This window comes from Caballeronia hypogeia, assembly GCF_001544875.2.
Lineage (GTDB): Bacteria > Pseudomonadota > Gammaproteobacteria > Burkholderiales > Burkholderiaceae > Caballeronia > Caballeronia hypogeia.
In genome coordinates, this window is the sequence record NZ_FCOA02000042.1 from 1 (window position 1) to 18,299 (window position 18,299).

General features: G+C 63.1%; 15 protein-coding genes and 2 pseudogenes. 13 read left to right on the forward strand and 4 right to left on the reverse strand.

All coding sequences use genetic code 11. The features are described 5' to 3' along the window. From sdhB to AWB79_RS34365, 7 genes and pseudogenes are all read left to right on the forward strand, one after another. Nucleotides 1–79: pseudogene (gene sdhB, locus AWB79_RS38640) on the forward strand (succinate dehydrogenase iron-sulfur subunit); the annotation flags it as partial. Between the two features lie 199 nt (nt 80–278). Beyond that, nucleotides 279–701, forward strand: coding sequence for a nuclear transport factor 2 family protein (locus AWB79_RS34340; protein WP_061171957.1), 423 nt, complete (start codon nt 279–281; stop codon nt 699–701). A gap of 11 nt (nt 702–712) precedes the next feature. Next, nucleotides 713–1,333, forward strand: coding sequence for a TetR/AcrR family transcriptional regulator (locus AWB79_RS34345; RefSeq protein ID WP_061171958.1), 621 nt, complete (start codon nt 713–715; stop codon nt 1,331–1,333). Nucleotides 1,334–1,440: 107 nt separating this feature from the next. After that, entirely contained in the window at nt 1,441–3,300 is a 1,860-nt protein-coding gene (gene ilvD / locus AWB79_RS34350) for a dihydroxy-acid dehydratase (protein WP_061171918.1), read from the forward strand. 376 nt (nt 3,301–3,676) lie between these two features. Continuing rightward, nucleotides 3,677–4,867, forward strand: a complete 1,191-nt coding sequence (locus tag AWB79_RS34355; protein ID WP_157695912.1) for a T6SS phospholipase effector Tle1-like catalytic domain-containing protein — start codon at nt 3,677–3,679, stop codon at nt 4,865–4,867. 488 nt (nt 4,868–5,355) lie between these two features. Beyond that, entirely contained in the window at nt 5,356–6,000 is a 645-nt protein-coding gene (locus tag AWB79_RS34360; RefSeq protein WP_061171920.1) for a TetR/AcrR family transcriptional regulator, read from the forward strand. Between the two features lie 112 nt (nt 6,001–6,112). Further along, nucleotides 6,113–6,874 carry a DUF3047 domain-containing protein gene (locus AWB79_RS34365; RefSeq protein ID WP_061171959.1) on the forward strand — a complete coding sequence of 254 codons (762 nt, stop codon included), beginning with the start codon at nt 6,113–6,115 and terminating at the stop codon, nt 6,872–6,874. 30 nt (nt 6,875–6,904) lie between these two features. Here the strand turns inward: AWB79_RS34365 and AWB79_RS34370 are convergent, their stop codons facing one another. The 4 genes and pseudogenes from AWB79_RS34370 to AWB79_RS34385 all read right to left on the reverse strand — a co-directional run bounded on the left by AWB79_RS34370 (nt 6,905) and on the right by AWB79_RS34385 (nt 11,016). After that, nucleotides 6,905–7,204, reverse strand: a complete 300-nt coding sequence (locus AWB79_RS34370; protein WP_232471109.1) for a cytochrome c — start codon at nt 7,202–7,204, stop codon at nt 6,905–6,907. Nucleotides 7,205–7,342: 138 nt separating this feature from the next. Then, on the reverse strand, nt 7,343–9,307 hold the full coding sequence (locus tag AWB79_RS34375) for an RICIN domain-containing protein (protein WP_061171922.1): 1,965 nt from the start codon (nt 9,305–9,307) through the stop codon (nt 7,343–7,345). A 27-nt stretch (nt 9,308–9,334) separates the two neighbouring features. Beyond that, nucleotides 9,335–9,970 (reverse strand): SCO family protein, encoded by a 636-nt coding sequence (locus tag AWB79_RS34380; RefSeq protein WP_061171960.1) that lies wholly within the window; start codon nt 9,968–9,970, stop codon nt 9,335–9,337. Between the two features lie 383 nt (nt 9,971–10,353). Then, nucleotides 10,354–11,016, reverse strand: a pseudogene (locus AWB79_RS34385) (dihydrofolate reductase family protein). Nucleotides 11,017–11,263: 247 nt separating this feature from the next. Here AWB79_RS34385 and deoC point away from each other — a divergent pair. From deoC to AWB79_RS34415, 6 genes are all read left to right on the forward strand, one after another. Next, entirely contained in the window at nt 11,264–12,259 is a 996-nt protein-coding gene (deoC, locus tag AWB79_RS34390) for a deoxyribose-phosphate aldolase (RefSeq protein ID WP_061171961.1), read from the forward strand. A gap of 27 nt (nt 12,260–12,286) precedes the next feature. Then, a complete protein-coding gene (locus AWB79_RS34395) occupies nt 12,287–14,677 on the forward strand; it encodes an aldehyde dehydrogenase family protein (RefSeq protein WP_061171923.1) in 2,391 nt (796 codons plus the stop codon). Nucleotides 14,678–14,759: 82 nt separating this feature from the next. Further along, the gene (locus AWB79_RS34400; RefSeq protein WP_061171924.1) at nt 14,760–15,242 is read left to right on the forward strand and encodes an RbsD/FucU family protein; all 483 of its coding nucleotides are present in this window, start codon (nt 14,760–14,762) and stop codon (nt 15,240–15,242) included. Next, nucleotides 15,239–16,171 carry a ribokinase gene (gene rbsK / locus AWB79_RS34405; protein ID WP_061171925.1) on the forward strand — a complete coding sequence of 311 codons (933 nt, stop codon included), beginning with the start codon at nt 15,239–15,241 and terminating at the stop codon, nt 16,169–16,171. The genes AWB79_RS34400 and rbsK overlap by 4 nt, the downstream gene beginning before the upstream one ends. Beyond that, nucleotides 16,168–17,202 (forward strand): ABC transporter permease, encoded by a 1,035-nt coding sequence (locus AWB79_RS34410; protein ID WP_061171926.1) that lies wholly within the window; start codon nt 16,168–16,170, stop codon nt 17,200–17,202. Before rbsK ends, AWB79_RS34410 begins: the two co-directional genes overlap by 4 nt. 52 nt (nt 17,203–17,254) lie before the next feature. Then, nucleotides 17,255–18,259: an autoinducer 2 ABC transporter substrate-binding protein gene (locus AWB79_RS34415; RefSeq protein ID WP_061171927.1), complete on the forward strand. Its 1,005-nt coding sequence runs from the start codon at nt 17,255–17,257 to the stop codon at nt 18,257–18,259. The last annotated feature ends 40 nt before the right edge of the window (nt 18,260–18,299 follow it).

Genomic DNA, 18,299 nt, shown 5'->3' on the forward strand with positions numbered 1-18,299 from the left:
CGACGTGTGCCCGAAGGGGCTCAATCCGACCAAGGCGATCGGCAAGATCAAGGAATTGATGGTGCGCCGGGCGGTTTAAGCGCAACCAGTCGAAGTCGATGGCGCAGTCCCGAAAGGGACTGCGCCATTTTTTTTGTCGCAAGGATTTGCGCGGCATGAAGTGATTGCATAGCTAAAGCATCGTTTCGAACGTCCGACATTTGGATCTTGTAATGAGACTGTTGTCTCACTAGAATGAATTCGAAGGCATCGTGAGCGATGCGCGCGAGGAGGCAATCATGACGCTGAGCCCTGTGGAGATGGACCGCAAGATCGACGAGCACTTCGGCTTCGAGCGGCGCGACGACGTGGAAGGCGTGCTCGCCACACTCACGCCGGATGTGGAGCACGACGTCGTTGGCTGGCCGGCAGGACCGGCGCATGGACGCAACAACGCCCGGCCGTTCTACGAAACGCTGTTTGCCGATCTGTCGGAGAGCCGCGTCGAAAGTTTGCGAAGACTGTATGGCGACGGCTTCGTCATCGACGAATCGCTGTGGCGCGGGAAGGCGCCGGGCCGGCCGTTCGGACTCGAAGGCCGCGGACGTCCGCTCGAATTCCGCATGCTGCATGTCGTCGAATTCAGCGAGAACGGACAGATCAGGCGCGAGAACGTATGGGTCGATCTCGCGGCGATCATCGGACAGTTGCCGCAAGCGTGAAGGCCCGGTCCGTGACTCGATCTCGCGCCAATCAGAAGCAGCGCACACGCAAGGACCTGCTGCAGGCGGCTTCGCGTCTGATGAAGCAAGGCCTCAAACCCGGCCTCGAAGAGATCGCCGCCGAAGCCATGGTTTCGCGCGCCACGGCGTATCGACATTTTCCGAGCATCGATGCGTTGCTGCTGGAAGCATCGCTCGATGTCGATACCCCCGACGCGAGCAAGCTCTTCTCCGCGCGCGCATCGGGCGATCCGGTCGCGCGACTGCAGCGCGTCGACGCCGCGCTGCACGACATGATCCTCGCCAACGAAGCGCCGCTTCGCATGATGCTCGCGCACTCGCTGGAGCGGGCGGCAAAGGGCGAATCCGGCGAGGATACTCCGCTGCGCCAGAACCGCCGCACGCCGCTAATCGAGGCGGCGCTCGCGCCCGCGCAGGCCGATTTCACGCCTGCCGCCTTGGATACCCTGATTCAGGCGCTTGCGCTCGTCATCGGCACGGAGGCGATGATCGTCTGCAAGGACGTCCTGCAACTCGACGACGCACGGGCCCGCCGTGTCCGGCGCTGGGCGATCCGCGCCCTGGTCGATGCGGCGCGGCGCGGCGGGTTGGACGAAGCAGGTATGGGATAATCTCGAAATTCGCGCCGGGCCGACTCAAGAGGTCGCCTGCACGGGCGCGCAAGGGCCTTTATCCTCGTGGCCCGCTTATTTCTCGCGATATTCCAACAGCAACCACGATGCCCACATACCGTTCCAAAACTTCCACCGCCGGCCGCAACATGGCGGGCGCGCGTTCCCTGTGGCGCGCCACCGGCATGAAAGACGAAGATTTCTCGAAGCCGATCATCGCCGTCGTCAATTCGTTCACCCAGTTCGTACCGGGCCACGTCCACCTGAAGGACCTGGGCCAGCTCGTCGCGCGCGAGATCGAGGCCGCGGGCGGCGTCGCGAAGGAATTCAACACCATTGCCGTCGATGACGGCATCGCGATGGGTCACGACGGCATGCTGTATTCGTTGCCGAGCCGCGACATCATCGCGGATTCGGTGGAGTACATGGTCAACGCGCACTGCGCAGATGCCATGGTGTGCATCTCCAATTGCGACAAGATCACGCCGGGCATGCTGATGGCCGCGATGCGCCTGAACATTCCGGTCATCTTCGTGTCGGGCGGCCCGATGGAAGCGGGCAAGACGCGCCTCGCCAATCCCACGACGAAGGCTATCGAACTGAAGAAGCTCGATCTGGTCGATGCGATGGTGATCGCCGCCGACACGCGTTATTCCGACGCCGAAGTCGCCGAAGTCGAGCGCTCCGCGTGCCCGACGTGCGGCTCGTGCTCGGGCATGTTCACGGCGAACTCGATGAATTGCCTGACCGAAGCGCTGGGTCTCTCGCTGCCGGGCAATGGCACGGTTGTCGCGACGCACGCGGATCGCGAGCAACTGTTCAAGCGCGCGGGACGCCGCATCGTCGAACTGGCGCGTCAGTACTACGAGCAGGAAGACGCGCGCGTGCTGCCGCGCTCGGTCGGCTTCAAGGCCTTCGAAAACGCGATGACGCTGGATATCGCGATGGGTGGCTCGACCAACACCATCCTGCATTTGCTGGCGATCGCGCGCGAGGCGGAGATCGAGTTCACGATGAAGGACATCGACCGCATGTCGCGCATCGTGCCGCAACTGTGCAAGGTCGCGCCGAACACGAACAAGTATCACATCGAGGACGTGCATCGCGCGGGCGGCATCATGGCCATCCTGGGCGAACTGGACCGCGCAGGCAAGCTGCATACCGACGTGCCGACCGTGCACGCGCCCACGCTGAAAGACGCGCTCGATCAGTGGGACGTCAAGCGCACGGAAGACGAAGCGGTCAGGACCTTCTACATGGCAGGTCCGGCCGGCATTCCGACGCAAACGGCGTTCAGCCAGAACACACGCTGGCCGAGCCTCGACACGGATCGCGCGGAAGGCTGCATCCGCTCCTACGAGCACGCGTTCTCGAAAGAGGGCGGTCTCGCGGTGCTGACGGGCAATATCGCGCTGGATGGCTGCGTGGTGAAGACCGCCGGCGTGGACGAGAGCATTCTCGTGTTCGAAGGCACGGCGCATGTCACCGAGTCGCAGGACGAGGCGGTCGAGAACATCCTGAGCGACAAGGTCAAGGCAGGCGACGTGGTCATCGTCCGTTATGAAGGTCCGAAGGGCGGCCCGGGCATGCAGGAAATGCTTTATCCGACGAGCTATATCAAGTCCAGGGGACTCGGCAAGGCGTGCGCGCTGCTGACGGACGGACGCTTTTCGGGCGGCACCTCGGGCTTGTCGATCGGTCATTGCTCGCCGGAAGCGGCTGCGGGCGGCGCGATCGGCCTCGTGCGCGATGGCGACAAGATTCGTATCGACATTCCGAACCGGACCATCGATGTGCTGTTGACGGACGATGAACTGGCGCGCCGTCGCGAAGAACAGAACGCGAAGGGATGGAAGCCCGCTAAGCCGCGCCCGCGCAAGGTGTCGGCGGCGCTCAAGGCTTATGCGAAGCTGGTCATGTCGGCTGACAAGGGCGCGGTGCGCGATCTGTCGTTGCTGGATGACTGAGTGCGCGGCGGGCCTCGTGCCCGCCTGCCGCCAGCTTGCAGGCCGCTCTCCGGAGCGGCTTTTTTTTCGATCTTATGGCCAGTCTCGTCAGTGCTTTTCAAAAATGCGCTGAATCATTCGTCATTCCTCTACGCTGCGCCCGGGCATTCAACGGGCGATTCCCGGCTCGTGGCGATTTCTGATCGAAACAATTCAGGTTGCCGGTCTGGAATAAAGCAAGTGCTGGAAAGCGCGTCGGAAAATGCGCGGAAACGGTCGTGCTTTGTGCGGACTTCTGTGTGTTCTCGCACGGTTCGCCATGCAGGTCAGTCCTTTCATAGCGGCGTGGATCACGGTGCAATGCGCGCGACGGCGCGTATCTGGCGAGGAGGCAACGATGGCGAAGAACATAGTCTTTTGTGCCGACGGAACGTGGAACGGACCGCACTCCGGCGACGACGACGGAGTGCCGAAGACCACCAACGTCTGGAAGCTTTTCACGCTGCTCGCGGGAACCTCGGACACCGAGCCGGATTATCAGTCCGAGCAGGAACTCGTCGATAGCGCGAGCGGGCAAGTCGCCAAGTACCTGCACGGTGTCGGCGACAGCAATAATCCGCTGACGAAGTTATTGGGTGGAGCATTGGGCGCGGGATTGGTCATGCGCATCGTGCGAGGCTATACGTATATTTCGCGCAACTACACCGATAACGATCTCATCTATCTGATCGGCTTTAGTCGCGGCGCATATACGGCGCGCGCGCTCGCCGGACTGATCGCGGACATGGGCCTGCTGAAGCCGAGCCTGACCACGGATCCCATCATCGCCTATCGAATGGGGATGCAGGCGTGGCGGCAGCATCAGGCGAAGAAATATTCCACCACGGACGCGGGACAGAGCAATCCCATCGACTCGATCCTCGACCATCTGCCGCATCTGATGTTCAGCAATCTCGATGACGACGATCTGGTGCAGGTTCCGGATGGAGGGATCAAGGCCGTCGCGGTATGGGACACGGTCGGATCGCTAGGGATTCCGAATTATCTGGTAAAGCAGGATTCGCGTTATGACGCGTTCCAGTTCGCGGATACCAAATTGAATCCCAAGATCGGCTTTGGATTTCATGCAATCAGCCTGGATGAACAGCGGGCGGATTTCACGCCGACTTTCTGGGACCCGCGCGACGACAACACCGTCACGCAGGTCCTCTTCGCGGGCGCACACTCCGATGTGGGCGGAGGCTATGCGCTGGCGGAGTCGGGGCTCTCGGACATCGCCTGCAAGTGGATGATCCAGCAGTTACAGGGGGCGGGAGTGAATTTCCGGCCGGATGCCATTCAGACGCTCAATCCCAACTCGCGCAGCAGCGCGCATCAGCCGTGGCTGACTCCGCCGTTCGATGCGCTGCCACGCGGTCCGCGTCAGGACATCGCGTTCCCGAAGGCTGTCGGCGCCCACCGGTCGATATTCGAGCGGCTCGCGAAGGGTTCGCCCGGCGTGCGTGCGGACCCTAGTCTCGCGCCGGGCGTGTATATGCCCGCGTGCTTCGCCACGGACTTCGCGGCCTTCGAAAAGTGGGCGGATTGACACGTCAGCGTTTCGCACCGTCGGTTCGTGCCCGTCCCTGGCGCGTACTGTATGAAATATGACGGCGCACAGCGTCCGCTCGATCGCGAATCCGTCACGCGGAGACATTCCGCCGGCATCGCTGGCGTGTGTTTCCGCGTGGCAAGCCATCGTTCCTGCATGCGCGGAAAAAGAAAACGCCCGCGCTAGACGCAGGCGTTTCCGTGGCCCCGCTACCGCGCCCCAAAAACGATTTCTCGTTCGCTTTCGCATCAGGGGCCGGCTTCCGCGCGGCTCGCTTTCAGTATAGGCGCTGCGGTGAGATATCCAAGTCGGCGAAGCGAATTCTCTGCGCGGTCCCGCCCCGACAGCGAGGCGGATCGTCCGGAGAGATCGTCGTCAGTGCGCCATCACGCAATATGCACGGAGATTGGTACTTGTTCCAATGACGGAGGGCATAATTGCAACTATTAATTAACTGTCGCACTCTGATCCGGGGAAACCACGCCATGAGCGAACTACGAGTAAAACGAGACCCCGAAGGCACGCGGCGGCGCATTCTGGAAGCCGCCACCGAGCAGTTCACGAAGTTCGGCCTCGCCGGCGCGCGGGTCGACGCGATCGCCACGGCCGCGGGAACGAACGAGCGCATGCTGTACTACTATTTTACGAGCAAGGAAGGGTTGTACGTCGCCGTGCTCGAAGCGATGTACGGCAAGTTCGCGGAGCGTGAGAGCAGTGTCGATCTGACCGGTCTGCCGCCCGCGGAGGCGATCCGTCAACTGGCGCAATCCATCTGGACTTACCTGCGGGAAAATCCTCAGTGGTTGAGCCTCATCAATAACGAAAATCTGCATGAGGGGCGGTATCTCGAGCGTTCGAGCACGATGCGCGAGACGATCTCGCCCGTGGTCGATCTCCTGCGCACGATCCTCCAACGCGGCACGGCCACAGGAGAGTTTCGCGAAGGCATCGATCCGCTGGATTTCTACGTCACGCTCGTCGGCATGGGCTATTACATCGTGTCCAACCGTTATACGCTGGAAGCGTTCACGGGCCGGAACTATGCGGACCATGTCCGCCAGAAAACGATCTCCACCATGCATGTCGACATGCTGCTTTCGTATTTGCGTCCGGCCGACAATCGGGCGTAATGCGACCCCGGTCGCTCGCGAGATGCCTTGCTGTCGATGAGGCGTTACGTCGATAGCGAAGCGATATTTTTGCTTACATTGGATGTCAGCCAACGGCCGAATGGAATCAGCCATGCATCTTCCCTCGCCCTCTCAATCGCCGGGACGAGCAGCCAGCCGGGTCGCCCTGTGCATCGCGCTGCTGGTCTCGCCGCTTGGCACGCTTGCGCAGAACGGAACTCCCGGCGTGAGCTTTTCGACGGCCGAAGCGGGCGGATCCCTGCCCGCAGGATGGAAGAATTTGCCGGTGGTGAAAGGCAAGCCCATGACGCGTTACACGCTGGTTCGCGACGGCCATACCATCGTCCTCCAGGCGGACGCGGACCATTCCGCCTCGGCATTGATGCATGAGGGCGATATCGATCTGAATCAAACGCCGGTCGTGTCATGGCGTTGGAAAGCGGAGGGGCCGATCGAGGGCGCGGACAATCGCACAGGATCGAAAGAAGATGCGCCGGCGCGGCTGGTGTTCGTCTTCGACGGCGACAAAAGCAAGCTCTCGATGTTCGACCGCGCCAGTATGGAAGTTGCGAAGCGCCTGGGCGGCCAGGACTTGCCTTATGCCACGCTCATGTATATCTGGTCGACCACGGCGGCGCCGGGCACTGTGATTCCAAATCCTCATACGGGGCGCGTGCAGATGATCGTTGTTTCCGGTCAGCCGGGGGATGCGGGTCAGTGGCAGAGTCTGCGCCGTAACATCGTGCAGGACTATGAGAAGGTCTTTCACGAACCGCCCGGACGCATGACCGGCTACGGTCTGCTGACCGATACGGATAACACCGCGACGACCACACGCGCGTGGTACGGCGACATACAATTTTTGGGCCAGTGACAAGGCAGGTGATTGGCTTTCTCGAATCACTCACCGACTCATGACGAATCGCCACAGCGCCGCGCACTCGGCATCGGTGATTCGATAGAGCGGCATCGACTTGCGAAGCATAATGCTTGTGGGATCGATACCGTCTTTCACCGCGCGGCAGAAGGCCGTCGCGTCATAGTGACTGATCGGCCCGCCACGCCGACGTGTTTCCCCGAGCAATGAATCGTGTGTCAGCGGTGGCGCAAAGGCCTTCGCCGTCGGTGTGCCTGCGTGGCAATTGACGCATCGCGTCGTCCAGGCGGGCAGCGGACGATCGTCGTCTCGCAGATGCGCCGTCATCGGATGCTGTCCGTTGAATATTGCGCACCCCAGGTCGGCTGATTCACACGTGGCGTCCGCATGCGCAAGGCGAGTCAGCGCGATGAAAGCAAGTGCGATCGCGACGGCGCGCCTTGCGGGGTAGCGTCGTCGGGCCATTCAATGCACCAGCAGCACGCGCGAGACGCTCGGCACGCCCTTCGAATTCAGCGCGAACAGCATGTAATAACCCGGAACCACGACGCCCGGATCGGAAGGAATCTGCAAGTGATATTCGCCCGCGCTGCCTACGGTGAACGACAAAGGCACGCGTCGCTGCTCGTTGTTCAGCGAATGCGTGACCGATGACGAACGCATCAGCGCGAACGCGCGCATGCCGCGGCTGGCCGTCACCACGATCGTCGTACCGAGTTGCGCATCGCCCGGCACGGACGAGAGACTCGGCCGGGACGCGTTGGACCCATCTGCGTTGAGCAGATACGGCGGCGTCAATATCTCCACGTCGGTGTGATTGGTCGAGCATCCGCCGCACAATCCGCCGCCGCCGCTCAGCACGCGTCCGTCGTTCAGAAGCAGCGCGACGCTGTGATACGTGCGCGGCACGGCCTGAGGCGCGAGTGGTGAAAACGTATTGGTCGCCGGGTCCCACAGCTCGGGCGTGAGGATCGCGTTGTCATCGGAGAAAGGCGCGGCGAAGGTCTGTCCGCCGACCACGACGACTTGCCCGTTCGGCAGCACGACGCTGTTGCTGAACGCGCGCCGATAGCTCATCGGCGCGATGGTGCGCGTCACCGCGTTTCCGCTGCTGATGTCGATGAGCGTCGCATTCGACGTGGCCTCCGACTGGTCGTAGCTCGGCGCGCCGCCAACCGCGAGTATCTTGCCGATGTCGTACATGACCGCGTTGCCGTTCATCGCGTCGTTGTCGTTGCCCCGGTTGCCGGCCGACGTGACGTTGCCGTTGCCCGCCGTATCGAACCAGTGCATCGCGCGGCTCGGTCCGGCATGGAACACGCGTCCGTTGGAGACCGCGAACATCCAGGCGTGATTGTCGGAGCGGAAAATGCCCGCGGCGTCGTTCGTGAGAATGTAATCCTCGACGATGGAACTGTTGATGCGCCAGCCCGAACCCTGCGTCCACGTTTCGCCTGTCTTTCCACCGAGTCCGCCGTTCCACGAGCCGCCCACCACGAACACATCGCCGTTGCTCAAGGTGACACTTCCCTGATAGCCGCGCGGAATGTTCATCTGATCGCTCGCGGACCACGTGCTCGTCGAAGGCGAATAGATGCTGCTCAGTCTCGTGCTCGATCCGCCGGTCACGAAGATCGTGCCATCGGCGAGATTGTTGATGCCGGGGCAGAACATGTCGTGTCCGGTATTGCTGACGATCACTTGCCTGCTTCTTCCGGTCGACGGATTGAAGATCGCCGTGTAGGTCTGACCCGGCGTGACCTCGCCGGTCGTGAAACTGACCGCGCTGTCAGCCGACCAGACCAGCACGTTACCGTTGGGAAGATTGGCGGCTTGCAGCGGCACGAGCGGCACCGTGACGGGCGCCGTCCACTTCGAAGGCAGCGTGGGTATGGGCGGCGGCAAGCCGTTCACTTGCCACGTCTGTATCGCGCTTCCATTGCAGATTTGCTGCGTCAACTGGGCGCCCTGCGAAGTGGTGTTCGCCGCGCTCACGCATAAGCCGCTATGTCCCGCGACGATCGCGTAGCCCGCGCCTTGCGGCACCAGCGAGAAGGCCTGATTCGCGCCCCCGGTGCAGGTCCACTGGATGATGGGGCCGCCCGGGCCGCCCGCCCAGCCCGACACGTCCATGCACAGGCCGCTGTTCTGATTGATGAGGTTGTAGCGCGCGCCGGTCGCCGAAGGCAGCCATTGCTGATTCGGGCCGCCCCAGCACGTCCAGGACAGCACGGGCGCGCCGGGCGTCACGGATTGGCCGCTGACGTCCGCGCAAAAGTTGGTGCCGCTCAGCGTGATGGGAGCCGATCTTTGCGCGCGGGCGGTGATCGATACGGTTGCGAGAGCCAGCGGCAATGCAATCAAAAGCAGGAAGCGCATGGTTCGGAAGAGCAAGCGGGACGCGTTCCTCGTCGAACGGATTCCTGACATGGTTTTGCTCCCCGTGGATGAAACTGTTTAAACGCGTGCGAGCGCACCGAGCACATCGCAGACGTCGTCGACGCGCGGAAGGTCGGCGCTTCGCCAGCGCAGCATCGCGTTGGCATCGAAGCAATAGACTTGGGTCGAATGGTCCGCGATGTCGCCGAGCGGGAGCTTGCTGCCCGACAGCGCCACGCGCATCCGGTCGACATCCGTGAGTGCCGGCGTCGCCGCAGTCCACGCCGGACCCGCCTGAAAGCGCGCGAGCCATGCGCGCAAGGCCGAGGGCGAATCGGAAAGCGGATCGATTCCAAGCGACAGCAATTGCACGGGATGATGCGTGCGGATCGCGCCGATCCGTTCCTGCACCGCGCCGAAGAGCGCTCCTTGCAGCGGACATACGGTGCCGCAACCGGTGTAGATCGTCTGCAATGCGGTGATGCCCTGACGCAGCATGTCGTTCAGCAATACCTTTCGTCCCGTCTGATCGACGACCCAGGTATCGTCGAGGCGCAGTGGCGGCGTGACGAGTCCCAACCCGCCATGCTGCGCGAACGAAACGGGCGACACCGCGCCAAGCGCGAGCGCGGCCATGTCGCGAAGCAGAGAGCGGCGAGTCAACGATGGAGCAGGCGCGCGCATCCTTTCGTGGCATCTCGGAATCGTGCTCATCGACACTTTCATGTTTCGCGTTTCACGCGTTGAGGGTGAGGCTTGCGTGCCGAAGATCCAGCCAAAGGGGCGCGAGACGAGTCGCATCCATCCGGCTCATTTGTATTGCAATATCTCTGGATCAAAGACTAGCAATCAAACGCGGAAAAAAAAGTTTGGCTCACGAAATGATTAGCTAAATGTGTGCACTCGGACACATTCTTTTTTAGAGCCCGAACAACGCGTCACGAAGCGGGGATTGCTTTCGCGCGTGGATTGATTTATTGACGTGGATCGTTGCAGAAGATGAGCCGGGCTCGGTATGAAACCCATGGGCGGGTGAGGCAAGACGGCAGAAGGCCGGGCCGCGCGTTCCTCCACGAACGTCGGCCTTTTGCGAGTGATTAGGCGTCCGTGCGGCCCTGTCGCCGCAGGACGACATGCGTGGCTTTTTCCGTCGATACGAATTCGACGCATTCGTATCGGAGCGACCGCATGTCGACTCCGCCGAACAGCGATTCGCCGCGGCCGAGCAGCACGGGCGAGATAGCGATGTGCAGTTCGTCGATGAGACCTTCGCGAAGATACTGCCGGATCGTGTCCGCGCCGCCGCCGATGCGCACGTCCAGACCGCCGGCCGCTTCGCGTGCGCGGTCGAGCGCCTCGCGTATGCCGCCCGTGACGAAGTGAAACGTCGTGCCGCCTTCCATCTCGATGGAAGGACGCGCGTGATGCGTCAGGATGAAGGCCGGAACGTGATACGGCGGATTGTCTCCCCACCAGCCTTTCCAGTTCATGTCCGGCCAGTCGCCACGAACGGGGCCGAACATGTTTCTGCCGAGAATCCACGCTCCGACATTCTGAAAGCCGCGCGCGGCGAAATCATCGTCGATTCCGGTCGTGCCGTCGTCATTGCCGAACAGGCTCCGCTGGAACGTGCGTGTCGGGACGAGCCATTGATGCAGTTCCGTTCAGCCCATGCCGAGCGGATTGTCGATGTCCTGATCCGGGCCTGCTCCGTATCCGTCGAGCGAGATGGTGAAGCCGTCAACGCGAACGCGTGCCATCCTTTGTCTCCATTTGAACGACTGATGGGTAATCAGCGACGCATAAGCCTTTTGTCGTCATCGCGCGCTGGATGCGATCGTTAATGTACCGTGCGTCCACGCTCCGCGCCGAGGCGCGCCTCCGAACTTTCCCTATGTTACGATCGTAACAAAACCGATATAAACTGAGATCAATCTATCAAAACATGTTGTGCGTCGCACAAGACGCCGGCAAAACGATCTCATCTTGGAAAACGCATCGAAGTCCATCGTCGCCTGGCCCGGCCAGACGCAGCATCAGGACAAGGCTCACGCCGACGCCCGCAATCCGGGCGTGCCGTTCGATCTCGCATGGCTCGACGGCCTGCGCGTGAACCAGTCGGCGGTGGCGCGCCGCGCCTCCACGCTCGGCACGCGCCGCGCCGTGAAGAAAGACGCGCAGGCGGCGTGGCTGCTGAAGGCCATCACCTGCATCGACCTCACGACGCTCAACGGCGACGACACGCATGCCCGCGTCCAACGCTTGTGCGCCAAGGCGCGCCGTCCCGTGCGCGACGATCTGCTCGACGCGCTCGGCATGACGCCCGAATCGATCAGGACGGGGGCGGTGTGCGTCTATCACCGTTACGTGAAGACCGCCGTGAACGCGCTTCAGGGCAGCGGCATTCCGGTCGCCGCGGTCTCGACGGGCTTTCCCGCGGGCCTCAATCCGCACGCGCTGAAGTTGCGCGAGATCGAGGCATCGGTGGCGGACGGCGCGGCGGAAATCGATATCGTCGTCACGCGCGAGCACGTGCTGACGGGGAACTGGAAGGCCCTGTACGACGAAATGCGCGACTTCCGTGCGGCGTGCGGCGACGCGCACGTCAAGGCGATTCTCGCGACCGGCGACATCCGCACGCTGTCGAATGTCGCGAAGGCGTCGATGATCTGCATGATGGCCGGCGCCGATTTCATCAAGACCTCGACCGGCAAGGAAGGCGTCAACGCGACGCTCGACGTGTCGCTCGTGATGGTTCGCATGATCCGCGAATATCTGGAACGCACCGGCGTTCTGATCGGATTCAAGCCCGCGGGCGGCGTATCGACCGCAAAGTCGGTGCTCGAATACCAGATCCTCATGAAAGAGGAACTCGGGCGCGCATGGCTCGAGCCGGAGCTCTTCCGCATTGGCGCGTCGAGTCTGCTCGCGGACATCGAACGCCAGCTCGAACATCACGTGAGCGGACGCTATTCGGCGTTCAATCGCCATCCCGTTGCCTGACCCGCAAGACTTCACTATGAAAGCCTCATGAGCGTTGCCGAATATTTCTCCTCGATGGAATACGGACCCGCACCGGAAGACGATCGCGCCGCGCGCGCCTGGCTCGATCAGCATGGAAGCCGCTTCGGCCATTACATCAACGGCGCGTGGCGCGAGAGCGACGCCGCCGAACGCTTCGATTCGCGCGAACCCGCGACGGGCCGGGTGCTCGCATCGATCGCGCAAGGCGATGACACTGATATCGACGCCGCCGTGCAAGCCGCGCACGATGCGCTCGAAGGCTGGCAGGCCATCGGCGGCGCGGGGCGGGCGCGGCATCTGTATGCGTTGTCGCGCATGGTGCAGCGTCACAGCCGCCTGTTCGCCGTGCTCGAATCGCTCGACAACGGCAAGCCCATTCGCGAGTCGCGCGATATCGATATCCCCCTCGTGGCAAGGCATTTTCTGCATCACGCTGGCTGGGCGCAGTTGCAGGACAAGGAGTTCGCCGACTGGGCGCCGCTCGGCGTGATCGGCCAGATCGTGCCGTGGAATTTTCCGCTGCTGATGCTAGCGTGGAAGATCGCGCCCGCGCTCGCGCTCGGCAACACCGTCGTCTTGAAGCCCGCCGAATTCACTTCGCTGACCGCGTTGCTGTTCGCGGAGCTGGCGCATCGCGCGGGTCTGCCCAAGGGCGTGCTCAATGTCGTCACCGGCGACGGACGCACAGGCGCGGCGCTGGTCGGGCACAAGCGCGTTGCGAAGATCGCGTTCACGGGATCGACCGAAGTCGGCCGCCAGATTCGCGCGACGACCGCGGGCTCCGGCAAGTCGCTGACGCTCGAACTCGGCGGCAAGTCGCCCTTCATCGTGTTCGACGACGCCGATATCGACAGCGCCGTGGAAGGCGTCGTTGACGCCATCTGGTTCAATCAGGGGCAAGTGTGCTGCGCGGGCTCGCGTCTGCTCGTGCAGGAAGGCATCGAAGCGCGTTTCGTCGAAAAGCTCAAGCGCCGCATGGATACGCTGCGTGTGGGGACATCGCTCGACAAGGGCATCGACATGAGCGCCGTTGTCGATGACGTGCAGCTCGAACGCATCCGCTCGCTCGTCGCGAAGGGCGCGAGCGAAGGCTGCGGGATTCATCAGTCGTCGCGTTCGACGTTGCCCGAGGGCGGCGCATTCTTTCCGCCGACGCTCGTCACCAACGTCTCGCCCGCATCGACGCTCGCGCAGGAAGAAATCTTCGGCCCCGTGCTCGTGACGATGAGCTTTCGCAGCCCGGAAGAAGCCGTCGCGCTCGCGAACAATACCCGCTATGGCCTCGCCGCCAGCGTGTGGAGCGAGAACATCAGCCGCGCGCTGGATGTCGCGCCGCGCCTGCAATGTGGCGTCGTTTGGATCAATGCGACCAATCTGTTCGATGCAGCCGTGGGTTTCGGCGGCTATCGCGAGTCGGGCTTCGGACGGGAAGGCGGGCGCGAGGGCATTTACGAATACCTCAAGCCGCGCGCATGGTCCACGCTTGCCGTTCGCGGTGAAACGAAACCGTTGCAGGCGCAGCCCGATGCGCTCGTCGATGCCGGCAATGTCAGCGCGCTCGATCGCACGGCGAAGCTCTTCATCGGCGGCAAGCAGGCGCGTCCGGACAGCGGTTATTCGCGGCTCGTGCATTCGCCCGCTGGTGAGATCGTCGGCGAAGTGGGCGAGGGCAATCGCAAGGACATTCGCAATGCGGTCGCGGTCGCGCGCGGCATGACGAAGTGGTCGTCGGCGAGCGCGCACAACCGCTCGCAAGTGGTGTACTACCTCGCCGAGAATCTGAGCGCACGCGCCGACGAATTCGCGAAGCAACTCGTCACGCGCGCCGGTTCGAGCGAGCGCGATGCGAAGCGTGAAGTCGACGCGTCGATCGCGCGCCTTTTCACGTACGCCGCGTGGGCCGACAAGTACGACGGCGCGGTGCATGCGCCGCCGCTGCATGGCGTCGCGCTCGCTATGCATGAACCGCTCGGGGTGATCGGCATCGTGTGTCCGGACGAAGCGCCGTTGCTCGGTTTCGTTTCGCTGGTGGCGCCGGCGCTCGCGCTGGGCAATCGCGTGGTCGTGGTGCCGAGCGAAACGTGTCCGCTGATGGCGACGGACTTCTATCAGGTCGTCGAGACGTCCGATGTGCCGGGCGGCGCGCTCAACATCGTCACCGGCGATGCGCGAACGCTCGCGCAAACGCTCGCGCAGCACGACGACGTCGATGCGCTCTGGTGCTTCCACGGCGCGTCGCTGTCGGCGATGGTTGAGCGCGAGTCGGTCGGCAATCTGAAGCGCACGTTCGTCGATCAGGGCCGCGTGTTCGACTGGCATGACGCCGCGAGCGAAGGCTTGCCGTTCCTGCGTCAGGCGGTGCAGGTGAAGAATATCTGGGTGCCATACGGAGATTGACCCAAGACCGGCCCGAGACTGATTCAGATTTGATCGCGGCGCAGATCCCGATACGGGACGCGCCCTGCATGGAGGAGACGCTGTGCTGAAGAACATCGATCCGCTTTTGAACGCCGATATCCTGTACGCGCTCGCCGCGATGGGTCATGGCGATGAAGTGGTGATCTGCGACGCTCATTTCCCCGCCGATTCCGTCGCGCGGAGAACGGTGCTGGGCCGCGTCCTGCGAGTCGATGGCGCGAGCGCGCCGCGTGCGGTGCGCGCGGTGCTGTCGGTGCTGCCGCTCGATACCTTCGTCGACGATCCCGCCAGCCGCATGGAGATCGTCGGCGATGCGACTGCGTTGCCCGCGGTTCAGCGCGAGGCGCAACGCGAAGTCGATGACGCGTCCGGCCGCGAACTGCCCCTTGCGCCCATCGAACGTTTCGCGTTCTACGAGCGCGCGAAAAACGCCTATTGCGTGATCGCGACGGGCGAGGCGCGCGGCTACGGCTGCTTCATCTTCAAGAAGGGCGTGATGCTCGCAGCGGATGAACCCGAAGCCGCGCACGGAGGCACGCGATGAAAAGCGTCGTCATTCTCGGCATCTTCGTGACGGACCTCGCGTTTCGTGCGCAACGCATGCCCTTGCTGGGCGAGACCGTCGCGGGCTCCGCGTTCAAGATGGGGCCGGGCGGCAAGGGCTCGAATCAGGCGGTGGCCGCCGCGCGCGCGGGCGCGGACGTGATCTTCTGCACGCGCATCGGCGCGGATGCGTTCGGCGAAATCGCGCAGGCGACGTGGGCCGCCGAAGGCATCACCTCGCGCGCGACCGTGATGAGCGATGTGGCCACGGGCGCCGCGCATATCTATGTCGATGAAAACACTGGCGGCAACGCGATCATCGTGGCGGCGGGCGCGGCAGGGGCGCTCGTGCCCGAAGACGTCGACGCCATCGAGGACGACATCGCGCGCGCGGGCGTCTTCGTCACCCAACTGGAGCAGCCGATTCCCGCCGCGCGCCGTGGACTCGAACTCGCACGCAAGCATGGCGTGACGACCGTGTTCAACCCCGCGCCCGCCATGCCGCTCAGCGACGATATCTATCCGCTGTGCGACTACATCACGCCGAACGAAACGGAAGCGGCCGCGTTGACCGGCATCGAGATCGCGAATGTCGAAGACGCGCGCCGCGCCGCGAACGTGCTGATCGGCAAGGGCGCGCGCGCCGTGATCGTCACTCTGGGCGAAGCGGGCGCGCTGCTGCACACGGCGAGCGAATCGGCGCTCGTTCCCGCGTTCGACTGCGGCCGTGTCGTCGAAACGGCAGGCGCGGGCGATGGCTTCACCGGCGGTTTCGCGGCCGCGCTCGCACGCGGTGAAAGCCCGCTCGATGCGGTGCGTTTCGGCTGCGCGCTCGCGAGCCTTTCGGTGACGCGTCCGGGCACCGCGCCGTCAATGCCGCGCCTCGATGAAATCAACGCGGTGCTCGAACAAAGGAGCGTCACGCAATGAGGTGGTTTCAGGATCGCCAGTTCAATTTTCTGATCGGCGTGAATGTGCTCGTCGTCATCGTCGCGACGTGGCTGTCGCACGGCCAGTTTCTCGACATCGACAATCTTCAGTCAATGGGCGGTCAGTTGCCCGAGCTCGGCCTGCTCGCCCTCGGCATCATGCTGTCGATGGTGTCGGGGAACGGAGGCATCGATCTGTCGGGTGTCGGGCTCGCGAATCTTTCCGGCATGGTTGCGGCGATGCTTCTGCCGCATATGGTTTCCGCCGATGATTCTCCCGCGCTCTATACCGGCGTGTTCGTATGCATCGTCGTGTTGATGGGCGCGCTAGGCGGCTTGCTCAACGGCGTGGTGATCGCGAAGCTCAGGCTCACGCCGATTCTCTGCACGCTCGGCACGCAATTGCTCTTTACCGGCATCGCGGTCGTTCTGAGCAACGGCGCATCGGTGCGCGTGGAGTATGTCGATCCGCTTTCCAACATCGGCAACGGCACCTTCCTGCAAGTGCCCATTTCGCTGTGGATCTTCATCGCGGCCGTGCTGCTGCTCGGCTGGATCTTGAAGCGCACGCCCTTCGGCCTGCGTCTCTATCTGATGGGCACGAACCCGAAGGCCGCGTTCTATGCGGGGATTCCGCGCGCGGGCATGCTGATCGTCACTTATGGTTTGTGCGGTGTGCTCGCATCGCTCGCGGGCCTGATCAGCGCGACGCACACGTCGAGCGCGAAGTGGGACTACGGCAATTCGTATCTGCTGATCGCGATTCTGATCGCGGTGATGGGCGGCGTGAATCCGGCGGGCGGCTACGGCCGCATCGTCTGTGTGTTTCTCGCCGCGACGGTGTTGCAGTTCCTGTCGAGCCTGTTCAATCTCCTCGGCGTGTCGCAGTTTTTCGGCGATTGCGCGTGGGGCTTTCTGCTGCTCGCATCGCTCGCATTCGCGGGTGGCGAGCGCGTGCGCGCGATCTTCGGCATCGGCGGCGCCGCGCCCAGAAGCAATGTTCCGCCGCCGCCTGCATCGACCGGAAAATAGTGTTGCGTGTGATGTGCAAAGAGACCAATCGATACATAAAGGAGACAACGCAATGAAGCTGAACAAACTGGGCACCGCGCTCACGGCGATCGCACTCGCCGCCGGCGCGATTGCAGCGGCGCAGGCCGCGACGAACGAAACCATCGTGACGGTCGTGAAGGTGACCGGCATCAACTGGTTCAATCGCATGGACGAAGGCGTGAAGGAGTTCGGCAAGGAAAACCCGAACATCAACGCGTATCAGACGGGTCCGGGCCGCGCCGACGCCGCGCAGCAACTGAAGATCATCGAAGACCTGATCGCGAAGAAGGTCACGGCGATCGCCGTGGTGCCGTACGATCCGCCGACGCTCGAACCGGCGCTCAAGAAGGCGATGGATCGCGGCATCAAGGTCGTCACGCATGAAGCGGACAACGCGAAGAACACGATGGTCGATATCGAAGCCTTCGACAACACCGCATACGGCGCGGGCCTGAACGAGCGTCTCGCGAAGTGCATGGGACAGCAGGGCAAGTGGGCGGTGCTGGTCGGCTCGCTCGGTTCGCGCTCGCAGGTGCAATGGGCCGATGGCGGCATCGGCAACGCGAAGGCCAAGTATCCGAAGATGGATCTGGTCGAGCCCAAGCTCGAAACCAATAACGATGGCGAGCGCGCCTATCAGGTCGCGAAGGAAGTGCTGCGCAAGCATCCGGATCTGACGGGCTTCCAGGGTTCGTCGTCGCTGGACGTGATCGGCATCGGGCGCGCGGTCGAGGAAGCGGGCAAGGTCGGCAAGATCTGCGTGTACGGCACGGGCCTGCCGACGGAAGCGGGCAAATTCCTCGAAAGCGGCGCGATCAACGGCATCGCGTTCTGGGACCCCAAGCTCGCCGGTCTGGCGATGAACAAGGTCGCGCAGATGCTCGTGGACGGCAAGGAAGTACAGAACGGCGCGGACCTCGGCATCACCGGCTACAACAAGGTGACGGTGACGAAGGGCCCGGGCAAGGGCGTGATCGTGCGCGGCACCGGCTGGGTGGACGTCGACAAGACGAACTACAAGCAATATAACTTCTGATGTGACGTGCGCGGCGTGCCTTGTTTCAAGGTGCGCCGCC